Below are 22258 nucleotides of genomic sequence, written 5' to 3'. Positions count from 1 at the left end.
CATGAACGACGAACGCAGGAGCCGTGCCGTCCGTGCGGGCGCCATCGTGACGTGCGCGCGCCTGGCCCTCGGGCTGGGCCTCGCCCTCGCGCTGGCCGCCTGCGGGTCGACGCCGGTTCCCACTTACAATCTCTCGGCGCCCAGCGGCTTTTCTTCGGGCGGCGGTGGCGCCGGGCAGCTCGTGGTGATGGCGCCGGCGGCGCTCGCCGTGCTCAACACCGACAAGATCATGGTGGAGCCGGGCGGCGGGCAGGTGGCCTATCTCGCCGATGCGCAGTGGAGCGACAATCTCCCGGCCCTCATCCAGGCGCGCACCATCCAGGCCTTCGAGAACGGCAGCAAGCTCAGGCGCGTCGCCCGGCCGGGCGACGGCGTCAGCGCGGATACCCAGCTCGTCATCGACATCCGCACCTTTGCCCTGCGCATCACGGATCAGGGGCCGGTGGGGGTGGTGGAGCTGTCCGCCAAGCTGGTCGGCGCGCAGAGCGGCCGCATCCTGGCGGCTCAGCTGTTCAAGGCGGCGGTGCCGGCCGCCTCCACCGCCGGCGCGGCGGCCACTGCCGCCCTCAACGACGCCACCGACCAGGTGCTGGTGGCCATGGTGCGGTGGGCTTCGGGCAAATTCTGAGGGCGGCCCCTTTCCGGTCGTCGCCCCCTTTCCGGTCGTCATGGCCGGGCTTGCCCCGGTCATCCACGCGGCATGGCTGGGAGCGCCTCGAAAAGTCGGGCTGAACGGCGGGACGTGAATGGCCGGGTCAAGCCCGGCCACGACGCCCCCTCCGAACACGGCTTTTCAACAGCCTCCCCGGGCGGTTGCTTCGAGCGTCGGAGGTGGAGCCCCCGCCCCTCGGCTGGGGCGGGGGGCGGCCAGGCGTCGTGCGCAGCGTTCGGGCGGGCAGGCCTCAGATCCCCACCTTGTGGAGCTGGGCGTAGACCTCGTCCGCCCAGGTGCGCAGGTCCATGAGGCCGGCATAGGCCGACCAGATCTCGATCTCGAACTTGGCGGCAAGGTCCGCCTCGGTGGCGGCGAGGGCGTCTTCCACCGGCGTGAAGGTCCGCTCGAGATGCGTCCACAGCTCGGAATAGCAGCGCGGGATCTTGATGAAGCTGACGCCGCGTCCCGCCGCCGCCTTCTCGATGCGCGACAGGTTCAGCCCCTCGAAGGAGCCGCCCACCTCGTTCTCGACGATGACGATGTTGGACACCGGCAGCGCGCCGCCCACCACCACGTCCTCGATGAGGGTGGCGACGTTCTCGATGGCGTGGGTCTCGGGCTTGGTGACGATGAGGAGGTCGATCTCCGGCGAGTTGCGCTGCTGCATGATGTGGGTGACGCGCCGGTGGTGCGCCCACTGCACCAGCTGCGGCACCACGTTGGCGCCGAGGTCCAGCACCGCGCCGCCGGTGAGCAGCAGGCCGCCGAAGCGGTCCCAGTAGCGCAGCGGGGCGTTGGCGTCGTTCTCGGACTTGCTCGAGCCCAGCGGGGAGCCGATGCCCAGCTCCAGCACCTTGGTGGGGAAGAACTTGCCGATCTTGGAATGGCCCGTGCCATCGGTGAAATCGGCGGCCACGAGCTTGTAGGCAAGCTCACGCTTCCTGAGAGCGGAGAATACCATCTGGGCGAGCGTAGTCTTGCCCTGGCCACCGGCGTAGGCGGCGCAGATATAGGTCTTCATGGGCGGCAGGCTCCGGCGGTGTGGAACGTCGCTGAGGGAGCCCGGCCTTGGAAACGGCCGGGGGCTCCATGATACCTCCCTGCGAAAGCAGGGAAAGGCCCCTTCCGCTGCCGGACGGGACCCTTGCGCCAGGGCCGGATCCGCTCGAGGTCACTGAACCCGAGCGAGCCCGGCCCTTGGCTCAAAGAAAGAGAACGCCTTGCCGATCAGGTTGCGGTGCATCCCGGCCGGAACGTGCTCTGGCGGGCCGTCCGCCTCAGTCGAAGCGGCCGGCCGCATGGGCGAGCATGGTGTAGACCTTGCCTGTGTCAGACGTGAGATAGGTCTTGGTCAGCACGTCGCCGCGCTCGTCGGCCGACACCTGGTCGAGGAGCTTGTCGAACTCCTCGATGTAGCGGTCCGCGGTCTCGCGGAAGGCGGCATCGGCCCGATACTTGCGCTTTAGCGCCTCGAAGGTCTGCTGGCCCTGCAGGGTGTAGAGCCGGCGAGTGAAGACGTTCTGCTCGCCCTTGTTGTAGCGGTCCCACATCTCCACGGCCGCCTGATGGTCCACCATGCGGGCGATATCCGCCGAGAGCGCGTCGAGGGACTCGACGCCGCCGGCCGGCGTGCGCGGCGAGCGGGCGGGCTTGTCGGCACCGCCGCGGTCGTCGGGGGTGGTGCGGGCGGCGAGCAGGTCGGTCAGCCAGCCCTCCCGCTCCTCTTCGTTCTCGCGCGCCGGGGCGCGCGGGGCCGGGCGCTCCGGCTCGATGCGGCGAGTGGGCTGCGGCGGCGCGGTGCGGCGCAGCTCGCTCTGCAGGGCGCCGGCCTCGGCGCGAGCACGTGGCGCCGGCGTCTCGCGGGCGGACGTATCGCGCGCCGAAGTCTCGCGCGCAACCGAGGCCCGGGCCATGTCCTGCGTCGCGGTGCGGGCCGAGGCCTCCACCACGTCGAGGGCCTGGCCCTGGCGCGCGACGATCTCGTTGAGCTCGGCGAGGGCCTTGATCTGCTCGGCCACGGCGCGGCGCATGGTGGCGGCGCTCGCCTCGGTCTCGGCGGGAAGCTCGAGGATGCCGCGCTTCATCTCCTCGCGGGTGAGAGCGATGGCGTGCTGGACATCCTCGGCCACGCGCTTGAGGTCGCCGGCCACCTGGGTGAAGCGGTTGCCGGTCTCGCCGAACACCCGCTGCACGTCCTCGAGGGCGGCGCCGTAGATCTCGCGCAGCGACTGCGCCGTGCGCTCGCGCTCCGCGTCGGTGGCGACGCGCATCACCTGGAGCTGCTGCTCCATGGTCTTGGCGGAGCCAGAGGCGGCCTCGGCCACCACGCCGGTGATCTGCCGGGCGCGGTTCTGCGCCGCGGCGAAGGATTCCTCCAGCATGGTGTGGAAGCCCTTGAGGCGCCCGTCCACATCGGCGATGCGCTCGCCGAGGGTGGTGGACAATTCCTCGATGGAGGCGCGCCGCGACAGCAGCGTGGCATCCACCTTGTCGTGGGCGGCGCCCAGCTTGCGCGAGGCCTCGTCCATCAGGCGGCCCTGCTGCTGGAAGCTCTCGGAGAGGGTCGCCATCTGCGTGAGCGCGCCCGTGGACACTTCGCGCAGCGCCTTGATCTGGGTGTCGAACCGTCCGGCGGTGGCCTCGGCGCTCTGGTTGATGGAGCCGACCGTGGTGGAGAAGCTGTCCACCTGCCGGGCGAACGAGCCGGAGAACTCGCCGAGATTGGACACCGCCTTGGACATGGCGCCCTGGAAGGTGGAGTTGGCCTCGGCGAGGCGCTCGATGATGGCGCCCACATCGCCCTTGAGCGAGGTGTTGGTGGCGGTGATCTCGGCCACGGCGCGCTGGCTGGTGCGCTCCAGCGCGGCGAGGAAGGTGCCGTTCTTGTCGTCGATCAGGTGGGCGATCTCGGTGAGGCGGGTGCCGAGGGCGTCGGCCACCTTCTCCGAATGCTCGGTGAGGGTGCGGCCCACATTGTGCGAGAGGGTGGTCAGGGAGCGTTCCACCTCCACCGCCTCCGAGCGCAGGGTGCCGGAGACACCCTCGATGCGGCCGACCAGGGCGTCGGCGATGGCGCTGCCGCGCACCTCCAGGGAGGTGGCGACGCCGTCGAGGCGGCCGAGCACCAGTTCCTCGATGCGGTGGACGCGGCCGTCGAGCACGGAGGCGATCTCCTGCGCCCGCACACCGATGTTGCGGTGAACCACGTCGGCCCGCTCGGTGAGCACGTCGCCGAGCGCCTTGGAGCGGGTGGCGAAGAAGGTCTCCAGCGTCTCCACCGACTTGTCGAGGGACTCGGTGGCGCTCTTGGTGCCTTCGGAGATGGTGCGGGCGAAGGTGACCGTGCGGGTCGCCAGGGTCTCGGTGAGGCTCTGGGCCCGCTGGTCCAGCGTCTGCTCGATGCGGGCGATGCGCTGGTCCATGATGGTGGAGACGCTGGTGGAGGTGGCGGCCAGGCGCTCGTCCAGGCTGGAGGTGGCGCTGCGCAGGTTCTCGTTCACCGAGGCGACGCGATGGGCGATCTGGTCGACCAGCTCGGGAGCGTGCACCTTCACGGTGGTGTCGAAGGCCTTCACGCCGTCCTGCATGGTGCGGGCGAGGGCGATGCCGTCGTGCTGCATGCGGTCGGCGAGCTCGGTGCCGCGCACGGTGATGGTCTCCTCCATCGCCTTGAGACGGGCGGTGAGCATCTCGCGGATCGCGTCGCCCTTGGTGCCGATGGTGCCGACCAGGATGTCGGCGGTCTCGCGGAAGGCCTCGGTGACCTTGGAGCCGCGCGCGCCGATGGCCTTCGTCACCTCGTTGGCGACGAGGGAGAGGCGCTCGGTCATGTCGGCGCCGGCATTGTTGAGGGTGGAGGCGATCTCGCTGCTCTTCTCCACCAGGGTGGTGGTGACCTGGCTGGACGAGCGGTCGAGAGAGGCGGTGATGCGCTCGCCGGTTTCCGACAGGCGCCGCTGGAGGTCCTCGCCGCGCACCGCGACCGCGTCGTAGATGCGGTTGCCGGAGGTCTCGATGCGGTCCGCAAGGTCGGTGCCGCGCACCGAGAGGGTCTCGGCCACGCGTTCGCCGGTCTCCTCGAACTTCTTCACCAGCTCGCCGCCGCGGGTGGAGAAGTCGAGCACCGCCGCCTCGCTGGTGGCGCGGAAGGCGGTGTTCACCTCGGCGATGCGGCCTTCGATGTCCTCGGCGAAGCGGCTCGAATTCTCGCTGAGCGAGTCGCCGATGCCGTGCTTCAGGCGGTCGATGTTGGCGGTGATGTCGTCGCCCCACCGGTCGATGAGCTGGGCCACGTCCGAGGTGGTGGAGAGCAGGTTGGAGGCGAGGTCGTCGGCACGCGTCTTGAGCGTGTGCACGAGCACATCGCCGGATTCGGACAGGTCCTGCCGGATGTCGGAGCCGGTGAGCTGGAGCCGGTCGATGAGCTCGCCGCCCTTGGCGGTGAGGCTGTCGATCATGCTGTCGCCGACGCGGGCGAGGGCGGCGGTGATGTGCTCGCCCTTCTGGCCGAGGATCTCGGTAACCTGCTCGCTCGCCTCCATCATGGTGCCGTGGATGCGCGTGGCGACGTCCTTCACCTCGTTGGAGAGCACCGCCTCGGCGCCGGCGAGGCCCTCGCGCAGGCGCTCGGTCTCGATCTGGATGTTGTGACGCTCGGCCTGCAACTCCTCGATGAGGGTGCGGATGCGCACCTCGTTCTCTTCATAGGCACGCTCGAGCACCGAAACCTCGGCACGCACGATGGCCTCCAGCTCGCCGGCGCGGGAGATGGCGCGGTCGATGCCGTCCCCCATGGCCGCCACCTCGCGCCGCACCGCCTGGCCGACCGTCACCACGGTTTCGGTGGCGATGGATTCCGGCTGGGCGAGGCGCAGGGCGACCTCGGTCATGGAGCGGGCGATGCCCTGCAGTTCCTGCGAGCGGCGCAGCACGCTCGCCATGCCGAAGAAGCCGAGCGGCGGCAGGAGGATGGAGGCGAAGATGCCGAGCAGCGCGGGCGAATCCAGCAGCGACTGCACGCCGCCGGAACTCGCCATCAGGCCGCGGTGAAAGGCGAAGGCGAAGGCGACGCCGATGATGATCCAGATGAGGGAAGCGCCCGCCGCCCAGTAATAGGGGGTCCCGGCGGGCTTCTTCTGCAGCTGGCCGAGGAGCTGGCCGATGGTCTGGCGGTCGTCGTTGGCGGCGCGCCGCTCCGCGTCGATGCGGGCGCGGGGCGGACCCTCGCGCCGGCCCTCGGGGCGCGGCTCGCCTTCGGGACGGGGCCTGCGGGGAATGCCGCGGCCCTCGCGCTGCGGCGGAGCCGGAAGCGGCCGGTCTATGGCTGAGGAGCGCTCGGAGGCGAAGCCTGGATCGACCCCCTTGGCCGGCGCCTGGGCCTGTTCGGCATTGTCGAGCTCCAGCGTAAGAGCCTCCTGGATGGCCGACAGAGCCGCCTCGGTCGGATCCTGGATCTTCTTCGGTTGCTTCATGTCGCTGTCGCCTCTGCCTTCGACGGCGGCGGCGGGCTTTGCCCATGGCCGCGGCGCCTACTCCAACACGCACCCCTCCCGCTGCCCCGACGGCCCCACGGAATTGGTTTACCTTTCCTTATCCTAGACAGGCTGCGCTACGGATTGAACCGCCCTGGCCGCATTTGTGAAGATATCGTTAACGCCCCTGGAAGCTGGCGCCGGGGCACGCTTGCCGCTATAGGCTTACCCCGGCCCGCACTGCCGAAGCCATCCTCCCCCTTCCGTCGCCACGGCACGACAACGGTTAACCAGCGGCATTTTTCATGGTTGCCATCACCTTCATCGAATTCGACGGCACCGCGCACCAGGTGGAGGGGCCGGAAGGCGCCACCGCCATGGAGACCGCGGTGCGCAACGGCGTGCCCGGCATCGTCGCCGAATGCGGCGGCGCCTGCGCCTGCGCCACCTGCCATGTCTATGTGGACGAGGCCTGGATGGACAAGGTGGGCGGCCCCTCCGACATGGAGGAGGGGATGCTGGACTTCGCCACCGACGTGCGGCCCAATTCCCGCCTCTCCTGCCAGATCAAGCTGACGGCGGACCTCGACGGCATCGTGCTGCGCACGCCCGAGACGCAGGGATAGCGGGAGCCGCAGGCAGAGCGGGCGGCATGGCCGGCCCGTGATGTCCTCCCCTCACGTCCGCCGCGCGGCCGTGAGGGTCCGAAGCTTCAGGTCGGTTCGAGGACGGGAGCAGGTCCGGGGCGGCCAGGGCTCGCGACAGGCGCCAGTCAGCGCCCGCCGCGCAGGTCGGCTTCCAGCTGCAGCTTCGAGGCGATGTTGAAGCGCACCTTGTACACTTGGTAGTTCTCCATCACCCGCTGCACATAGTTGCGGGTCTCGGAGAAGGGGATGGACTCCACCCAGTCCACCACGTCCACGTCCGGGTCGCGCGGGTCGCCATAGCGCTGGATCCACTTGGCGACGCTGCCGCGCCCGGCGTTGTAGGCGGCGAACACCAGCACGTAGTTGCCGGAGTAGTTCTGCACCAGCTCGCCCAGCTCGGCGGCGCCGAACTGTACGTTGTAGGACTGGTCGCTCATGAGGCGGGCCTCGCTGTAGGGCGCTCCCGTCTGCTTGGACACCTCGCGGCCGGCGGCCGGCGTCACCTGCATCAGGCCCATGGCCTTGGCGCTGGAGAGGGTGCGGGGGTTGAACTGGCTCTCCTGCCGCGTCACGGCATAGACCGCGGCCTTGTCCACCGGATTGCCGATGGGCGTGTAGCCGGGCACGCCGAAGGTGGGGAACGCCTCCGCCTCCAGCGGATGGCCCTCGGCGAGTCCTTCCTTGCCCACCACCAGCGCGCCGCGCGCGTCACCATTGGCCTCGGCCAGGTTGGCGAGCATGGCGAGCTGGCCGGGATCCTCCATGCGCCAGGCGAGATCGTAATAGATGGTGAGCGGGATATCCCGCTCACCGATGGCGTACAGCATCCGGATCGCCTTGATCGGCTCCAGCCGGCCGAAATTGCTGCGCGATTCGAACGAGGCCTGGGGCGTGCCGCGCAGGGCCACCGGGGCCATGCCGAGCTTGGTGCGCGAGAGCTGGCCGTAATAGGTGGCCGGGAAGCGCGCCGCCGCCTCGAAGCCCGCCCGCGCCCGCCCGCCGTCGCCCATGGCCTCGGCCGCCCGCGCCTGCCAGTAATAGGCGCGCGAGAGGGTGATGGGGTGCTTCTGGTCGTCATCGATCTTGGCGAAATGCTGGGCGGCGGTCCGCGGATCCTTCAGGAAGCGCAGGGCGATCCAGCCAGCCGTGAAGTGCTGCTCGGCGCGGTAGTTGTCCGCCTTGGGCGGCACGCCGTTGGCGGCGACCTTGTAGGCGGTCTGGACGTCCCCTTCGTCCAGCAGCTCGCGGGAGACGAGGCGGCGCTCGATCCACCACTCGTCGGGATCGGCGCGCACCTGGTCGGAGCCGGAGCCGGCGAGAAGGGCGCGGGCGGCCTCCTGCGGCTTGTCGGCCCGGCGGGCGAGCTGGGACTTGGCGAACAGGTAGGCGGGATCGTTGGCGAGGGTGAACGGCACCTGGGCGAGCAGCTTCTCGCCGTTCGCCTCCTTGCGCGCGATGGCCATGCGCGCCTTGGTGAGGGCGACGATGTCAGACCCCGCCCGCGCGGCGGCGCGCAGGGCGCGCTCGGGATCGGGCTTGTAGCTGAAACGGTCGGCGCGCAGCTTGTGGTCGGCTCGGGTGATGATGGAGCCGAACTCGTCGAGGATCTTGGTCTCGAACAGCTCGTTCAGGTCGTCCTCGCGATAGGCCTCGCGCACCCAGTCGGCGGCATCCGAGCGGTTGCCGGTGGAGATCAGGTAGCGGGCAAGCGCAATCTTGCCCTCGCCGGATAGCGGCGCCTGCTCGGCGAAGAAGGCGCGCGCCTTGGCCGGGTCGCGGTTCTCCTGGAAGAGAACCCGCTCGGCGCGGCGGCGCAGCGTGTTCGGCGTGGGCCAGCCGGGCTTTTCCGTCAGGAACTGGTTGATGGTGTCGAAGCCGAGGTCGTTCGGCGCATGGCGGATGACAAGCCAGGTGACGAGCGTGCGCGCCACCGGGTCATCGAGCTGCTGCGCCGCGCTCATGGCCTCGCTGGCGCGTCCGTTCCGCGCCGCGCTCACCGCCACCTTCAGAACCGCGAGGTCGCCGCCCGGAATGTTCGAGGAGGCGCCGAGGGTAGGGGCGGCCTGCGGGGCCGTCGGCGCCGGGCGCGACGCCGACTTGCCGCTGGATTTGCCGGAAGAGGATTGGCTGGAAGAGGGCTTGCCGGACGCAGCCTTGGTGTCCTTCGCCTTCGCGTCCTTGGCCTTGGCGTCCTTGCCCGCCTTTGCGTCCTTTGGGGCGGCCTTGGAATCCTTGGCGGGGGCGGACTTGTCGCCCGCCTTCGCGGTCGAGGGTTTGGCGGGTGAGGGTTTGGCGGTTGAGGGCTTGGCGGGCGGTGTCGGCGCGGTCTCCGCAGCCGCCGGCATCGCCCCGCTCCAGGCGAGGGCGAGCGCCAGGGCGCTCACGGAAATCAGGCTCGAGACAGGCGACATGAATTGTCCTCGCGACGCGTTTGTTTCCGTCCTGGGATCCCCTCCCGCAGTTTCCGCCAGCCGCGTTGACGAAACCCTAACCAGAATGGACCTTGGAATCCGGGCGAAACCGGGGCTGTTGACGCAAGGGCGACTGCGCCACATCAAATCTCTCCCTTGGTACCTCCAGCCCTTTGGCGGCCGGCCTCCGAGGCCCGTTCGCCGGGGTTGCCATGCCCCCCGCGCGGCCCTGTGCCCGGTGCGGTTTGCGCCCGGCCCCCTTTCCGCCCGGCCGGCAAAAGGCTAAGGGTGCAGATCCGCACCCGCCGCTCGGCAGAGCCGGCGTGGCGCCGGAGGGGCCGCGGTCCCGCGACCGTCACCGGCCACCGACAAAGCTCCAGGAACCCAAGGCGTTCGCCATGTCGCCCATCTCGTCCTCGTCGCGCTTCCGCGGCTCGTTTACCGCTCTCGTCACCCCGTTCCGCGACGGGGCACTGGACGAGAAGGCCTTTCGTGCCTTCGTGGACTGGCAGATCTCGGAAGGCACGCACGGCCTCGTGCCCGTCGGCACCACCGGCGAGAGCCCGACCCTCTCCCACGAGGAGCACAACCGCGTGGTGGAATGGACCGTCGAGCAGGCCGCCGGCCGCGTTCCGGTGATCGCGGGCGCGGGCTCCAACAACACCGCCGAGGCCGTGGCGCTGGCCGAGCATGCCCAGAAGGTGGGCGCGAGCGCGCTGCTGGTGGTGACGCCCTACTACAACAAGCCCACCCAGGAGGGCCTGTATCGCCACTTCAAGGCCATCGCCGACGCGGTGGACCTGCCGATCTTCATCTACAACATCCCGAGCCGCTCGGTGATCGACATGTCGGTGGAGACCATGGCGCGGCTGTTCGAGATCAAGAACATCGCCGGGGTGAAGGACGCCACCTCCAACCTCGCCCGCGTGTCGCTGCAGCGCCAGGTGCTGGGGCCGGACTTCATCCAGTTTTCCGGCGAGGACGCCACCGCGCTGGGCTTCATGGCCCATGGCGGCCACGGCTGCATCTCCGTGGCGTCCAACGTTGCCCCGCGCCTGTGCGCCGACTTCCAGAACGCCTGCCTCGCCGGCGACTTCAGGACCGCCCTTGGCATCCAGGACAAGCTGATGCCGCTGCATTCCGCGCTGTTCGTGGAGACCAACCCGGCCCCGGCGAAGTACGCCCTCTCGCTGCTCGGCAAGATGACCGAGGACGCGCGCCTGCCCATGGTGCCGGTCTCCGAGGCCACCCGGGCGGTGGTGCGCAGCGCCATGGTGCATGCCGGCCTGATCAACTGAGGGCAGATCTGCTATCCTGGCCTTTATGACCAAGCTGCTGGAACAGGCCATCGCGGAAATCGGCAAGCTGCCCGGCGCGGGCCAGGACCGCGCGGCGCACTCGCTGTTCGGCCCGATCCAGCAGGAGGGGCAGGCGGAGCATCAGCTGCCTCCGGTGCAGGTGGAGCGGGGCCGGCTCGGTCTTGCCCAGGCGCAGCGCGGCGAGTTCGCCGATCCGCAGGACATTGAGGAGCTCTGGCGGCGGTTCGGTCTGTGAGGGGCCACTTCACCGCCGGTCGCGCAGGAGGACCTTTCGGCGATCCTCGCCCATCTCGAACAGCATTCGCCGGTGGGCAAGCGCCATGTTGGTTTGGCCATAAGCCAGACCTGACGCCTGCTTTCAGGCGCGCCTTTCATCGCGTGCCCGGCATCTTGCCGGGCACGCGCGCGTTTGTCGTGCGCGGATATCCTTATCTCGTCGCGTATGAAGTCCATGAGGCGCGCCGCGCGCTCTTGATCCTCTCCATTGTCCACACCGCCCGCCTGCTTCCCTGATCCCCCAGCTTGCCTGCACGGTAACCCGAGCCCACATTCCCATCATGAGCAGCAAGAAGACCGAAGCCCCGCGCAAGATCGCCGCCGACAACCGGCGGGCGCGGTTTGATTTCGAGATCGGCGAGACCTTCGAGGCCGGCATCGCCCTCACCGGAACCGAGGTGAAGAGCCTGCGTACCGGCAAGGCCACCATCGGCGAGAGCTATGCGGCACAGAAGCAGGGGGAGATGTGGCTCTACAATGCCTACATCCCCGAATATCTCGAGGCCAACCGCTTCAACCATGAGACGCGGCGGCCGCGCAAGCTGCTGCTGCACAAGCGCCAGATCGCCAAGCTCGGCCAGGCGGTGGAGCGCGAGGGCATGACCGTGGTGGCGATGAAGATCTATTTCAACGACCGCGGCCGTGCGAAGGTCGAGCTGGCGCTCGCCCGCGGCAAGAAGGCCCACGACAAGCGCGAGGCCTCGAAGGAGCGGGACTGGGCGCGCGACAAGGCGCGGCTGATGCGCGACAGGGGCTGACGGAAGGGCCCGGGCCATGACGGGAAGGATGACGGGAAGGATCGCCTTCGACCATTGCGTGGTGCACGTGGGCGATTTCGCCCGCTCCAACGCCTTCTATTCCGCCGTGCTTGGGGCACAGGTGGTGCCGGTGGGCTCGGGCTTCGCCTATCGATTCGGCGACCGCCAGCTCAACCTGCACGGGCCGGGCGTGGATCCGACGCCGGTGGCGCGGCTCCCGGTCCAGCCGGGCAACAGCGACCTGTGCTTCCGATGGGACGGCCCGATCGACGGCGCCATCGCCCACCTCGCCGCCCACGGCATCACGCCCGAGCTCGGGCCGGTACCCCGGTTCGGCGCATTGGGGCAGGGCACCAGCGTCTATTTCCGCGATCCGGACGGATCGCTTCTGGAATTCATCGCCTACGGGCACACACGCAGGGGGTGACGCCGTGACCAGCTACAATGCAGTGCCGGAAGGCCTTCCGGCCCCGGAGGACGACGGTCTCGCCGGGCATCTGGGCGGGCTCGAGCTGCCGATCATCGGATTACCTTCCACCGATGGCCGCAGGATCGACCTGTCGAGCCTTTCGGGCCGCGCCGTCGTCTATGCCTATCCGCGCACAGGCGTTCCCGGCGAGCCGCTGCCGGAGGGGTGGGACGAGATCCCCGGCGCGCGGGGGTGCACGCCGCAGGCCTGCGCCTTCCGCGACCATTTTGCCGACCTGAAGGCGGCCGGTGTGGAGCACGTCTTCGGGTTGTCGGTTCAGGATACGGATTACCAGAAGGAAGTGGCGGAGCGGTTGCACCTGCCGTTCCCCCTCCTGTCCGACCACCGGCACGAGCTGACCCACGCCCTGCGCCTGCCGACCTTCACGGTGGACGGGACGCTGCTCCTGAAGCGCATCACCCTCATCATCGAGGACGGGGCGATCTCGCACGTCTTCTATCCGGTGTTTCCGCCGGACCGGAACGCCGCCGACGTGCTCGCCCACGTTCAGGCGCTGGCGTCGAGGTAGTCGCGCACGGCGGCGAAGACGGACCGGAACATGTCCGGCGTCAGGACGCGGGTGTTGGTGTTGTAGCGCGAGCAATGGTAGCTCGCGAACACCCGCGCCGCGCCGATGGTGTCGCTCACGCCGTGGCCGAACTTGAGCCGGGAGGCGCGCTCGCCCAGCGCCGCCAGCGTCGAATCGTGGGCGATCTTGCCCAGGGTGACGATGGCTTTCAGGCGCGGCATCGCGGCGAGGGGGGCGGCGAGGAAGGGCCGGCAGGTGCGGATCTCCTCCGGCGTCGGCTTGTTCTGCGGCGGCACGCAGCGCACCGCGTTCACGATGCGGGCGTCGCGCAGGGCGAGGCCGTCTTCCGGATGGGCGGCATAGGTGCCGGTGGCGAAGCCGAACTCGATCAGGGTCGCGTAGAGCAGGTCGCCCGCAAAATCGCCGGTGAAAGGCCGGCCGGTGCGATTGGCGCCGCGCAGGCCGGGCGCGAGGCCGACGATGAGCAGGCGCGCGTCCTGCGGCCCGAAGGCCGGCACCGGGGCGTTGTGCCACGATGGCTCGGCCGCCCGCCAGTCCGCCCGGAAAGCGGCGAGGCGGGGGCACAGGGGGCAGTCGCGCCCGGGCTCGGACGGGCTCCCGACGGGGGTGGAGCCGCGCGCCTTGGCCAGCGCCCTGGCCCGTGGCGCGGCAACGGCGGTTGCCTTGGCCATGTGCTACCTCGGCCCCGGCGGCTCAGGCGTCGTTGCCGTCGCCGGCCGTGGCCGTGGCGCCGCGCCGCTCCAGGAAGCGCGGCGTCTCCTGCATGCGGCCCTGCCGCTCGGAGGGGTCGCGCCCGATCTTGGGCTGCAATTCTACAAGGTCGATGAAGACGTCGGCCTGACGGCGCAGGTCGTCGGCGATCAGCGGCGGCTGGGTGGAGATGGTGGAGACCACGGAGACGCGCACGCCCTTGCGCTGGAGCGCCTCCACCAGCGAGCGGAAGTCGCCGTCGCCCGAGAACAGCACGATGTGGTCCACGTGCTCGGCGAGCTCCATGGCGTCCACCGCGATCTCGATGTCCATGTTGCCGCGCACGCGGCGGCGGCCCTGGGCGTCGGTGAATTCGCGCGCCAGCTTGGTGACGACGGAGTAGCCGTTATAGTCCAGCCAGTCGAGCAGCGGGCGGATCGAGGAGTATTCCTGATCCTCGATCAATGTCGTGTAGTAGAACGCACGCAACAGATAGCCACGGCTCTGGAACTCCTTCAGGAGCCGCTTGTAGTCGATATCGAAGCCGAGCGCTTTGGTCGCGGAATATAGATTGGCGCCATCTATCAGGAGAGCGATCTTTTCCAGGCCCTGCATACAAAAGGTCCGCCGGTGGAATGGGATGGGCGTAAGGATGGAACGGCTGTAAATCACAACGTCCAAACGCCTTTCTCCGACGAAGGCAGGCCCAAAGCAAGCGAAAAAGGCGGGCGAGGCTTGCCCATCATGGTGAATTGCTGTATCGACGCGCACTTCTCAACGTCCATGATCCAGCGCCACGTGCGCACGAGGGAGTGCCGAGCCCATGGCCCGTGTCACGGTAGAAGACTGCATCGACAAGGTGGACAACCGGTTTGAGCTGGTCCTGCTCGCCGCCCACCGGGCGCGCATGATCTCTTCCGGCCAGCAGATCACCATCGATCGCGACAACGACAAGAACCCGGTCGTCGCCCTGCGCGAGATCGCCGAGGAGACCGTGGGGCCGGAGGATCTCAAGGAAGACCTCATCCACTCGCTGCAGAAGTACACCGAGGTGGACGAACCCGAGCCCGAGGCCGTGCCGCTCATCGCCTCCGGCGAGAGCGCGAGCGGCGACGATTCGGAAGTCATGCTCGACCGCATGACCGAGGAAGAGCTCCTCGCCGGCCTCCAGGGCCTGGTGCCGCCGGAGCACAACGACGACGACGAGGGCTGATCGCCCGGGTTTTCGGCGGTCTTCGACTGATTTGCGAGAATGGCCGGGGCATTGCTCCGGCCTTTTTCTTTGGGGCTGGTCGGCGCGGATGACGGTGTCGAGGCGTCATGCCCTGTGGCTCGTCCCGGCCATGACGATGCGCGGAAATATGCCGGCCTTATTTCCTGGAGCGTTTTCGAGCGAAATGGAGACCGGTTCGCGTGAATAAAACGCGATCGCGGAAAGATATTGGGCGTTTCGCCGATTCCTTGAAACGGGAAACGCCCTAGAATCCCACGGCGATTCCGGTGAGGTCGTAGGGGCCGGCGGCCTCGATCTTCACCGTGGCGATCTCGCCCACGCGCAGGGGCCGGCGGGAGAAGACCTTTACCGTGCCGTCGATGTCCGGCGCGTCGCCCTTGGTGCGGCCGATGCCGCCGTCCGCCGACACGTGGTCGATGATCACCTGCTGGCGCGTGCCGACCTTGCGCTTGAGCCGCCGGGCGGAAACCTTCTGCTGGGTGAGCATGAAGCGGTCGTAACGCTCCGCCTTGAGCGCGTCGGGCACGGCGTCGGCCAGATCGTTGGCCGGCGCGCCGCGCACCGGCTCGAACTTGAAGCAGCCGGCGCGGTCGATCTCCGCCTCCTCCAGGAAGGCGAGCAGTTCCTCGAACTCGGCCTCGGTCTCGCCGGGGAAGCCGACGATGAAGGTGGAGCGCAGGGTCAGGTCTGGCACCGCCTCGCGCCAGGCGCGGATGCGGGCGAGCGTCTTTTCCTGCGAGGCCGGGCGCTTCATCCGCTTCAGCACCGAGGGGCTGGCGTGCTGGAAGGGGATGTCGAGATAGGGCAGCACCTTGCCGGCCGCCATCAGCTCCATCACCTGGTCCACGTGCGGGTAGGGATAGACATAGTGCAGGCGCACCCAGGCGCCGAGGTCCCCCAGCGCGCCGGCGAGATCGAGGAAGCGCGCCGCCACTTCCCTGTCGCCCCACTGGCTTGGCGCGTAACGCAGGTCCACACCGTAGGCGGAGGTATCCTGCGAGATGACGAGCAGCTCCTTCACCCCCGCCTTCACCAGCCGCTCGGCCTCGCGCAGCACGTCCGCCGCAGGCCGCGAGACGAGGTCGCCGCGCAGCTTGGGGATGATGCAGAAGGTGCAGCGGTTGGAGCAGCCCTCGGAGATCTTGAGGTAGGCGTAGTGCCGGGGGGTGAACTTCACCCCCTGCTCGGGCACGAGGTCGAGGAAGGGGTCGTGCAGGGGCGGCACGGCTTCGTGCACGGCCGCCAGCACGCTCTCATATTGCTGCGGGCCGGTGATGGCGAGGACGCCGGGATGGATGTCGCGGATCTGCTCGGGCTCGGCGCCCATGCAGCCGGTGACCACCACCTTGCCGTTTTCCGCCAGCGCATCGCCGATGGCGGCCAGGCTTTCCGCCTTGGCGCTGTCGAGGAAGCCGCAGGTGTTCACCACCACGAGGTCGGCGCCCGCATGGGTCTTCGTCAACTCGTAGCCTTCGGCGCGCAGGCGCGTGACGATGCGCTCACTGTCCACCAGCGCCTTGGGACAGCCCAGCGACACGAACGAAATGCGGGGCGACGGTTTCAACGCGGGCTCGGCCATGGGGCGCGACGGGGCTCATATTGCTGCGTGCGGAAGGGGCAGCGGATAGGGGAGGGCGCCCCCCGCGTCAATCCCGAAGGCCGGGGCAGCCGGTGGCGCGGATGGGGTTACCGGCGGCTGGAACCCCTCCGGACCGCGACAGTATGCCCAAAGGCCCCTTGCCGTGGATCACCGCACCCCTCACACTCACCCCATAAAAGAATACAGGTTGGAAACGAAAAGGGTGGGATAGATGCTGGCTTTGGTGTTGATCATCGCCTGCGGCCTCCTGGCCGTGGCATATGGCGTATGGGCCATCCGCGAGCTCATGGCGGCGGATCCCGGCACGGCGCGGATGCAGGAAATCGCCGCCGCCATCGCGGAGGGCGCGCAGGCCTATCTGAAGCGCCAGTACACCACCATCGGGGTGGTCGGCGTCGTCATCTTCATTCTCGTGGGATTGTTTCTCGGCTGGCTCGTGGCCGTGGGCTTCGCGGTGGGCGCCATCCTCTCGGCCCTGGCCGGCTTCATCGGCATGAACGTGTCCGTGCGCGCCAACGTGCGCACCGCCCAGGCGGCGACCCTGTCGCTGGCCGGGGGCCTCGACCTCGCCTTCAAGGCCGGCGCCGTCACCGGCATGCTGGTGGCCGGCCTCGCGCTCCTCGGGGTCACGGTTTACTTCCTCGTGCTCACCCAGATCCTCGGCTTCGCGCTCAACAGCCGCACGGTGGTGGATTCGCTGGTGGCGCTGGGTTTCGGCGCCTCGCTCATCTCCATCTTCGCCCGTCTCGGCGGCGGCATCTTCACCAAGGGCGCCGACGTGGGCGGCGACCTCGTGGGCAAGGTGGAAGCCGGCATCCCCGAGGACGACCCGCGCAACCCCGCCACCATCGCCGACAACGTGGGCGACAATGTCGGCGACTGCGCCGGCATGGCCGCGGACCTGTTCGAGACCTATGCGGTGACGGTGGTGGCCACCATGGTGCTGGCCGCCATCTTCTTCGCGGCGGTGCCGGCGACACTGGCCACCATGATCGTCTATCCGCTCGCCATCGGCGGGGCGTGCATCCTCACCTCCATCGCCGGCACCTTCTTCGTCCGGCTCGGCCCGACCTCTTCCATCATGGGCGCGCTCTACAAGGGCCTGATGGCGACGGCGGGCTTCTCCATCATCGCGCTGGCGCTGGTAACCTGGCTCCTGCCCGGCTTCGGCGCCATTCCGGGGGCGGACTTCACCGGCACCAGCCTGCTTTTGTGCGGCCTCGTGGGCCTCGCGGTGACCGGCGCCATCGTGGTGATCACCGAATACTATACCGGCACCGGCTATCGCCCGGTGGTGTCCATCGCCCAGGCCTCGGTGACGGGGCATGGCACCAACATCATCCAGGGTCTCGCGGTCTCGTTGGAATCCACGGCGTTGCCGACGCTCGTCATCATCGCCGGCATCCTCTTCGCCTACGGGCTCGCCGGCCTGTTCGGCATCGCCATCGCCGCCACCACCATGCTGGCGCTGGCGGGCATGATCGTGGCTCTCGATGCGTTCGGCCCGGTGACGGACAACGCCGGCGGCATCGCCGAGATGGCGGGCCTGCCCAAGGAGGTGCGCCAGTCCACCGACGCCCTCGACGCGGTGGGCAACACCACCAAGGCGGTCACCAAGGGCTATGCCATCGGCTCGGCGGGCCTCGGCGCGCTGGTGCTGTTCGCCGCCTACAGCCAGGACCTGAAATACTTCATCGCCCAGGCGGCGCCGGGGTCCTATTTCTCCGGCGTCTCGCCCAACTTCTCGCTGGAGAACCCGTATGTGGTGGTGGGCCTGCTGTTCGGCGGCCTGCTGCCCTTCCTCTTCGCCGCGATGGGCATGACGGCGGTGGGCCGCGCCGCCGGGGCCATCGTGGAAGAGGTGCGCCGGCAGTTCCGCGAGAAGCCGGGCATCATGGCCGGCACCGAGAAGCCGGACTATTCGCGCGCCGTCGACCTTCTCACCAAGGCCGCCATCAAGGAGATGATCATCCCCTCCCTGCTGCCGGTGCTCTCGCCCATCGTCTGCTATTTCGTCATCTACTTCGTGGCCGGCGGCGGGGTGGCCGGCAAGTCGGCCGCCTTCTCGGCGGTGGGCGCCATGCTGCTGGGCGTCATCGTCACCGGCCTGTTCGTCGCCATCTCCATGACCTCGGGCGGCGGTGCCTGGGACAATGCCAAGAAGTCGTTCGAGGATGGCTTCGTGGACAAGGACGGGGTGCGCCACATGAAGGGCTCGGAGGCGCACAAGGCCTCCGTCACCGGCGACACGGTGGGCGATCCCTACAAGGACACGGCCGGCCCCGCCGTGAACCCCATGATCAAGATCACCAACATCGTGGCGCTGCTGCTGCTGGCGGTGCTGGGGCATTGAGGCCGGTGGGCTACGGCGGGATGTAGAACCGTCCCGACGTGCAGCTGTTGGCCCAGAAGATCCGTCGTCCGCGCTTGCCTTCGCCCGCCCCCAGGGCGAAGGCAAGCCGTTCGCCGGAGGACCAGGCGGCGGCAACCTTACCGCCCATGCCGCAATTGGCGCCGTTGTCACCGGCCAAGGTGCGGATGGTGACGGTGCCCTTGGCGTTTCCCTTCACCAAAGTGACGACTTCCACTTCCGCCTCGATCACGCCGTCACCCGCAACCTCGGGCGGGCCCTTGATCTTGCGGATCGCCAGGACCCGGCCGCTGAAGACGGTCTGCGCACGCTCGATGATGAAATCTCGGCGGGCATCCGGGTCCAGGGGCAGGACGCACTGGCATGCCTGGGCCGGCGCGGCGCCAAGCGCCAGAATCGCTGTAAGAGCCCTGATGGTGCCCTTTCCGTACATGCCGGCTTGCTCCCGAGGCTGAACGGCCGTCCGAATATTCCGGGCTGCCGGCCCGGACAAGATCACGGCCCGAAGTCCACCACCTCGTTGTTGAGGGGCAAAGCGTTCTGCCGCGGGCCCTCAAGGCGGCGGCGGTCGATGGTCGCGGCGACCGGCTTGTCGAAGAAGTCCGCGCCGTCGATCTGCACCACGCCCTGGCTCTGGAACGCGGTGAAGGCGTAGGGCAGCCCGTTGGCATCCAGCGGCGAGGGGCCGTCCATCACATGGAAATGCAGGTGCGGCGCGGTGGAATTGCCGGTGTTGCCGAGCAGGCCGATCACGTCGCCCGCTTTCACCTTATCGCCCAGCTTCACCTTCAGGCTGCCGGGCTGGAGGTGGGCGTAAAAGGCGAAATTGCCGCTGCCCATGTCGATCACCAGCATGTTGCCGCCGATATTCTCCGGATTGATGCCCTTGGCGGCGCCGCCCGGCACCTGCTCGCCGGTGGCGTCGTAGAGGTTCACCACCACCCCGTCGGCGACAGAATGCACCGGCGCGCCGAAATAGGCATAGCTCTTGAGGGCATGCACATCGCCGGTGAAGAGGTGGTCTTCGGCATTGAGCTGCACGAAGTCGATGGCGAAGCGCTCCGGCACCCGCAGTTGTCCGTTCACCGCCATGATCGCCCCGCGATGGGAGGTGATGGCGTCGCAGCAGCCGTTGATGGCGACCCAACCCTTGCCGCGCAGCGGCGGGGCGATAACCACCGCCGGCTTGCCGATGGCGGTCGGGGCGCCGGTGAAGGAGAAGGTGGCGGGCAGGGGCGCATCGGCCGGCATCGGCACCGGCTTGCCGTCTGGCCCGGCGGCCTGGCGCGTCGCCAGCACGCGGGCGAGGACGCGCTCGGGCAGCGGCACGTCGCGGGCGAAGGTCACATCCAGGAAGACGGCGGCGGAGCCCCCCGGCGGCAGGGTGCGGCCGCCACCCGCATAGGCCGAGACCATGGCGCCGAGCGCATCGCCGTCGAGGCCGTAGATGGGGCGCCCGTCCGGGTCCACCGCCTCCACCTTGTCGAGGGTGACGAACTGCTTGCTCGGATTGGTGACGAAAAGCTCGTAGGCGAGGTGCACCCGTCCGTCGGCGCCGAGCACGGGATTGGGGGTGCTGATCGGCGCGACCGCGATGGAGCTCAGGACTTCGTTCGACTTCAGCGCCTGCGCCAGCGCGGGCGTGGCCGTGGCGAGCGCAGCCAGGACGCAGATCATGTGACGCACGATATCCCCCAAAGATGATGAGCGGGCGCAGGGTGGTTGAGCCGCCCCCTTTGTACAAGCCATGCCCGGCTACCGCCGGCGGGGGCCCATCGCGCGCGCCTTGCCGAGGAGCCCGGGATCTGCTGCTAAAGTCATGGCATCGGCGGCAAGGGGGAGGCGGCGCATGCGCGCGTTCGTGGAGCGGGTCTTCAGGCTCAAGGAGAGCGGCACCTCCATCTCCACCGAGATCGTCGCCGGCCTCACCACCTTCCTGACCATGGCCTACATCGTGGTGGTGAACCCGCAGATCATGGCCCAGGCCGGCATCGACCCGGGCGCGGCCTTCACCGCAACCTGCCTTGCGGCGGCGTTTGGCTCGGCGATGATGGGGGTGATTTCCAACTATCCCATCGCCCTTGCCCCGGCCATGGGGATCAACGCCTACTTCGCCTTCACGGTGGTGCAGGGCATGGGCGTGCCGTGGCAGCAGGCGCTGGGCGCGGTGTTCGTATCGGGCCTGATGTTCCTCGTCCTCAGCATGCTGAAGGTGCGCGAGTGGCTGCTCAATGCCATTCCCATGTCGCTGAAGCTCGGCATGGGGACGGGCATCGGCCTGTTCCTGGCGCTGCTGGGTTTGAAGGGCATGGGCGTCGTCGTCGCCAATCCGGTCACCCTCGTGGGCATCGGCAACCTTGCGGCGCCCTCGACGCTGCTCGCCTGCGGCGGCTTCCTGCTCATGGCCGGGCTCGCGGCGCGGGAGGTGCCGGGCGCCATCCTCATCGGCGTCGCCGCGGCGACGCTGGCGGGGGTGCCCCTCGGCCTGGTGACCTTCACCGGCGTCGTCTCGGCGCCGCCCTCCCTCGCGCCCACCTTTCTTCAGTTGGACATCGCCGGCGTGCTGCGGCTCAGCATGGTGGGGGTGATCGCCGCCCTGTTCCTCCTGGTCATGCTCGACAACATGGGCACGCTCATTGCCACCCTCTACAAGGCGAAGCTGATGCGCGCGGATGGCTCGGTGCCGCGCCTCGGGCGGGTGCTCATCGCCGATTCGGGGGGCGCCATCGTCGGCTCGATGCTCGGCACCTCGACCATCACCTCCTATATCGAGAGCGCGGCCGGCATCCAGGCGGGAGGACGCACCGGGCTCACCGCCGTGGTGGTGGCGCTGCTGTTCCTCGCCTGCCTGCTTTTCGCGCCGCTGGCGCTCGCCGTGCCGGCCTATGCCACCGCCCCGGCGCTGCTGGTCGTCGCCCTCGCCATGGTGAGCGCCATGCGCGACCTGCCGTGGGACGACGCGGCGGAGGCGCTGCCCGCCGCGGCCACGGCGCTCGCGGTGGTCTTCACCTTCTCCATCGCCAGCGGCATCGGCCTCGGCTTCATCACCTATGTGGTCGTGAACCTCATCGCCGGGTGCGGGCGGCGGATCAGCGGCGCGGTATGGGTGATCGCGCTCGCCTCCCTGGCGCTGCTGGCGCTGGAGTAGGCGCGGGATCGGGTTGTGGCCGGGGTGCGACGCCGGGCCGAGGCTGAAGATCTGCCGCACAGGCGGAACAGCCGCTTCCCTGCGCGCCGCGCAGGGAAGACCCGCGGTGATACCCTTCCCTCCGGGCGCCCGATCGTGTAGATCACCCGCAACCTGCGCGCCGGGCGTGAAAGCCGTGGCGCGAATGTGATGGATTCCATGCAGACGGTTCTTATCGTTATTCACCTCATGGTGGTGCTTTCGCTCATCGGCGTGGTGTTGATCCAGCGCTCCGAGGGCGGCGGACTCGGCATTGGCGGCGGGGGCGGCGGTTCTGGCGGCGGCTTCTTCACCGCGCGCGGCTCGGCCAACGTGCTCACCCGCGCGACGGCGGTGCTGGCGCTGATCTTCTTCATCACGTCCCTGTCGCTCACCATTGTGGCCGGCTGGGGACGTGCGCCGCGCTCCATCCTGCAGCCGGCGAGCCAGGGCCAGAGCGGTCCCTCGGTGCCGCAGAGCGGCGGCTCCATTCTCGATCAGATCCGTCCGCAGGGTGCCCCGGCACCCGAGGGCGCCCCCGCGGCGCCGGTGGCTCCGGCCGCCCCGAGCGGTCCCCAGGTTCCGCAGTCCAAGTGAGTCGATCGCCGCGGTTTCGCGGCGATCTTCTTTCTCCACAGGCG

19 protein-coding genes are annotated in these 22258 nt (G+C 69.0%); 11 read left to right on the top strand and 8 right to left on the bottom strand.

Going from position 1 to position 22258, the window contains the following annotated elements; genetic code table 11:
* The first annotated feature begins 1 nt into the window (after position 1).
* Entirely contained in the window at positions 2-628 is a 627-nt protein-coding gene (locus EZH22_RS22915; RefSeq protein WP_203192716.1) for an ABC-type transport auxiliary lipoprotein family protein, read from the top strand.
* A 274-nt stretch (positions 629-902) separates the two neighbouring features.
* Here EZH22_RS22915 and EZH22_RS22910 read toward each other — a convergent pair whose 3' ends face one another.
* A complete protein-coding gene (locus EZH22_RS22910; RefSeq protein ID WP_203192715.1) occupies positions 903-1676 on the bottom strand; it encodes a hypothetical protein in 774 nt (257 codons plus the stop codon).
* A 256-nt stretch (positions 1677-1932) separates the two neighbouring features.
* On the bottom strand, positions 1933-6126 hold the full coding sequence (locus EZH22_RS22905; RefSeq protein WP_203192714.1) for an apolipoprotein A-IV repeat region-like domain-containing protein: 4194 nt from the start codon (positions 6124-6126) through the stop codon (positions 1933-1935).
* A 305-nt stretch (positions 6127-6431) separates the two neighbouring features.
* Here EZH22_RS22905 and EZH22_RS22900 point away from each other — a divergent pair, with 305 nt between their 5' ends.
* Complete coding sequence (locus EZH22_RS22900; RefSeq protein ID WP_203192713.1) at positions 6432-6752, top strand: 2Fe-2S iron-sulfur cluster-binding protein; 321 nt, start codon at positions 6432-6434, stop codon at positions 6750-6752.
* 146 nt (positions 6753-6898) lie between these two features.
* Here EZH22_RS22900 and EZH22_RS22895 read toward each other — a convergent pair whose 3' ends face one another.
* Entirely contained in the window at positions 6899-9184 is a 2286-nt protein-coding gene (locus EZH22_RS22895) for a lytic transglycosylase domain-containing protein (protein WP_203192712.1), read from the bottom strand.
* 398 nt (positions 9185-9582) lie between these two features.
* On the opposite strand from EZH22_RS22895, the gene dapA reads away from it, so the two are divergent.
* From dapA to EZH22_RS22870, 5 genes are all read left to right on the top strand, one after another.
* Positions 9583-10482, top strand: coding sequence for a 4-hydroxy-tetrahydrodipicolinate synthase (dapA, locus tag EZH22_RS22890; RefSeq protein WP_408647640.1), 900 nt, complete (start codon positions 9583-9585; stop codon positions 10480-10482).
* Positions 10483-10507: 25 nt separating this feature from the next.
* Positions 10508-10738, top strand: coding sequence for a hypothetical protein (locus tag EZH22_RS22885; protein WP_203192711.1), 231 nt, complete (start codon positions 10508-10510; stop codon positions 10736-10738).
* A gap of 322 nt (positions 10739-11060) precedes the next feature.
* Positions 11061-11537 (top strand): SsrA-binding protein SmpB, encoded by a 477-nt coding sequence (gene smpB / locus EZH22_RS22880; protein WP_203192710.1) that lies wholly within the window; start codon positions 11061-11063, stop codon positions 11535-11537.
* A gap of 28 nt (positions 11538-11565) precedes the next feature.
* Entirely contained in the window at positions 11566-11964 is a 399-nt protein-coding gene (locus EZH22_RS22875; RefSeq protein WP_203192709.1) for a VOC family protein, read from the top strand.
* A gap of 4 nt (positions 11965-11968) precedes the next feature.
* Complete coding sequence (locus EZH22_RS22870) at positions 11969-12535, top strand: peroxiredoxin (RefSeq protein WP_203192708.1); 567 nt, start codon at positions 11969-11971, stop codon at positions 12533-12535.
* Here the strand turns inward: EZH22_RS22870 and EZH22_RS22865 are convergent.
* Both EZH22_RS22865 and EZH22_RS22860 read right to left on the bottom strand, forming a co-directional pair.
* A complete protein-coding gene (locus EZH22_RS22865) occupies positions 12514-13227 on the bottom strand; it encodes a uracil-DNA glycosylase (RefSeq protein ID WP_203192707.1) in 714 nt (237 codons plus the stop codon). The genes EZH22_RS22870 and EZH22_RS22865 overlap by 22 nt on opposite strands.
* 22 nt (positions 13228-13249) lie before the next feature.
* Complete coding sequence (locus EZH22_RS22860; protein WP_203192706.1) at positions 13250-13861, bottom strand: LabA-like NYN domain-containing protein; 612 nt, start codon at positions 13859-13861, stop codon at positions 13250-13252.
* A 208-nt stretch (positions 13862-14069) separates the two neighbouring features.
* On the opposite strand from EZH22_RS22860, the gene rpoZ reads away from it, so the two are divergent.
* On the top strand, positions 14070-14459 hold the full coding sequence (gene rpoZ, locus EZH22_RS22855; RefSeq protein WP_203192705.1) for a DNA-directed RNA polymerase subunit omega: 390 nt from the start codon (positions 14070-14072) through the stop codon (positions 14457-14459).
* Positions 14460-14724: 265 nt separating this feature from the next.
* On the opposite strand, the gene rimO is transcribed toward rpoZ, so the two are convergent.
* Positions 14725-16059 carry a 30S ribosomal protein S12 methylthiotransferase RimO gene (gene rimO / locus EZH22_RS22850; RefSeq protein WP_203192704.1) on the bottom strand — a complete coding sequence of 445 codons (1335 nt, stop codon included), beginning with the start codon at positions 16057-16059 and terminating at the stop codon, positions 14725-14727.
* A 232-nt stretch (positions 16060-16291) separates the two neighbouring features.
* On the opposite strand from rimO, the gene EZH22_RS22845 reads away from it, so the two are divergent.
* Positions 16292-18433, top strand: coding sequence for a sodium-translocating pyrophosphatase (locus EZH22_RS22845; RefSeq protein WP_203192703.1), 2142 nt, complete (start codon positions 16292-16294; stop codon positions 18431-18433).
* A 10-nt stretch (positions 18434-18443) separates the two neighbouring features.
* Here EZH22_RS22845 and EZH22_RS22840 read toward each other — a convergent pair whose 3' ends face one another.
* Together EZH22_RS22840 and EZH22_RS32440 are read right to left on the bottom strand one after the other, a co-directional pair.
* Positions 18444-18950 (bottom strand): hypothetical protein, encoded by a 507-nt coding sequence (locus EZH22_RS22840; protein ID WP_203192702.1) that lies wholly within the window; start codon positions 18948-18950, stop codon positions 18444-18446.
* The gene (locus tag EZH22_RS32440) at positions 18947-20128 is read right to left on the bottom strand and encodes a M23 family metallopeptidase (protein ID WP_203192701.1); all 1182 of its coding nucleotides are present in this window, start codon (positions 20126-20128) and stop codon (positions 18947-18949) included. The genes EZH22_RS22840 and EZH22_RS32440 overlap by 4 nt, the downstream gene beginning before the upstream one ends.
* 172 nt (positions 20129-20300) lie before the next feature.
* On the opposite strand from EZH22_RS32440, the gene EZH22_RS22830 reads away from it, so the two are divergent.
* Both EZH22_RS22830 and secG read left to right on the top strand, forming a co-directional pair.
* Positions 20301-21599 carry an NCS2 family permease gene (locus tag EZH22_RS22830; RefSeq protein WP_210352029.1) on the top strand — a complete coding sequence of 433 codons (1299 nt, stop codon included), beginning with the start codon at positions 20301-20303 and terminating at the stop codon, positions 21597-21599.
* A gap of 198 nt (positions 21600-21797) precedes the next feature.
* Positions 21798-22214 carry a preprotein translocase subunit SecG gene (gene secG, locus EZH22_RS22825; RefSeq protein ID WP_203192699.1) on the top strand — a complete coding sequence of 139 codons (417 nt, stop codon included), beginning with the start codon at positions 21798-21800 and terminating at the stop codon, positions 22212-22214.
* Positions 22215-22258: the final 44 nt, after the last annotated feature.

Origin of the sequence: Xanthobacter dioxanivorans (assembly GCF_016807805.1) — a bacterium.
Lineage (GTDB): Bacteria > Pseudomonadota > Alphaproteobacteria > Rhizobiales > Xanthobacteraceae > Xanthobacter > Xanthobacter dioxanivorans.
This window is presented reverse-complemented; position numbering and strand designations above follow the sequence as displayed.

Bases quoted from the DNA above. Each gene is read 5' to 3' on its own strand.
- EZH22_RS22915 (WP_203192716.1), top strand. From the start codon at position 2: ATGAACGACGAACGCAGGAGCCGTGCCGTCCGTGCGGGCGCCATCGTG.
- EZH22_RS22910 (WP_203192715.1), bottom strand. From the start codon at position 1,676: ATGAAGACCTATATCTGCGCCGCCTACGCCGGTGGCCAGGGCAAGACT.
- EZH22_RS22905 (WP_203192714.1), bottom strand. From the start codon at position 6,126: ATGAAGCAACCGAAGAAGATCCAGGATCCGACCGAGGCGGCTCTGTCG.
- EZH22_RS22900 (WP_203192713.1), top strand. From the start codon at position 6,432: ATGGTTGCCATCACCTTCATCGAATTCGACGGCACCGCGCACCAGGTG.
- EZH22_RS22895 (WP_203192712.1), bottom strand. From the start codon at position 9,184: ATGTCGCCTGTCTCGAGCCTGATTTCCGTGAGCGCCCTGGCGCTCGCC.
- dapA (WP_408647640.1), top strand. From the start codon at position 9,583: ATGTCGCCCATCTCGTCCTCGTCGCGCTTCCGCGGCTCGTTTACCGCT.
- EZH22_RS22885 (WP_203192711.1), top strand. From the start codon at position 10,508: ATGACCAAGCTGCTGGAACAGGCCATCGCGGAAATCGGCAAGCTGCCC.
- smpB (WP_203192710.1), top strand. From the start codon at position 11,061: ATGAGCAGCAAGAAGACCGAAGCCCCGCGCAAGATCGCCGCCGACAAC.
- EZH22_RS22875 (WP_203192709.1), top strand. From the start codon at position 11,566: ATGACGGGAAGGATCGCCTTCGACCATTGCGTGGTGCACGTGGGCGAT.
- EZH22_RS22865 (WP_203192707.1), bottom strand. From the start codon at position 13,227: ATGGCCAAGGCAACCGCCGTTGCCGCGCCACGGGCCAGGGCGCTGGCC.
- EZH22_RS22860 (WP_203192706.1), bottom strand. From the start codon at position 13,861: ATGCAGGGCCTGGAAAAGATCGCTCTCCTGATAGATGGCGCCAATCTA.
- rpoZ (WP_203192705.1), top strand. From the start codon at position 14,070: ATGGCCCGTGTCACGGTAGAAGACTGCATCGACAAGGTGGACAACCGG.
- rimO (WP_203192704.1), bottom strand. From the start codon at position 16,059: ATGGCCGAGCCCGCGTTGAAACCGTCGCCCCGCATTTCGTTCGTGTCG.
- EZH22_RS22845 (WP_203192703.1), top strand. From the start codon at position 16,292: ATGCTGGCTTTGGTGTTGATCATCGCCTGCGGCCTCCTGGCCGTGGCA.
- EZH22_RS32440 (WP_203192701.1), bottom strand. From the start codon at position 20,128: ATGATCTGCGTCCTGGCTGCGCTCGCCACGGCCACGCCCGCGCTGGCG.
- EZH22_RS22830 (WP_210352029.1), top strand. From the start codon at position 20,301: ATGCGCGCGTTCGTGGAGCGGGTCTTCAGGCTCAAGGAGAGCGGCACC.
- secG (WP_203192699.1), top strand. From the start codon at position 21,798: ATGCAGACGGTTCTTATCGTTATTCACCTCATGGTGGTGCTTTCGCTC.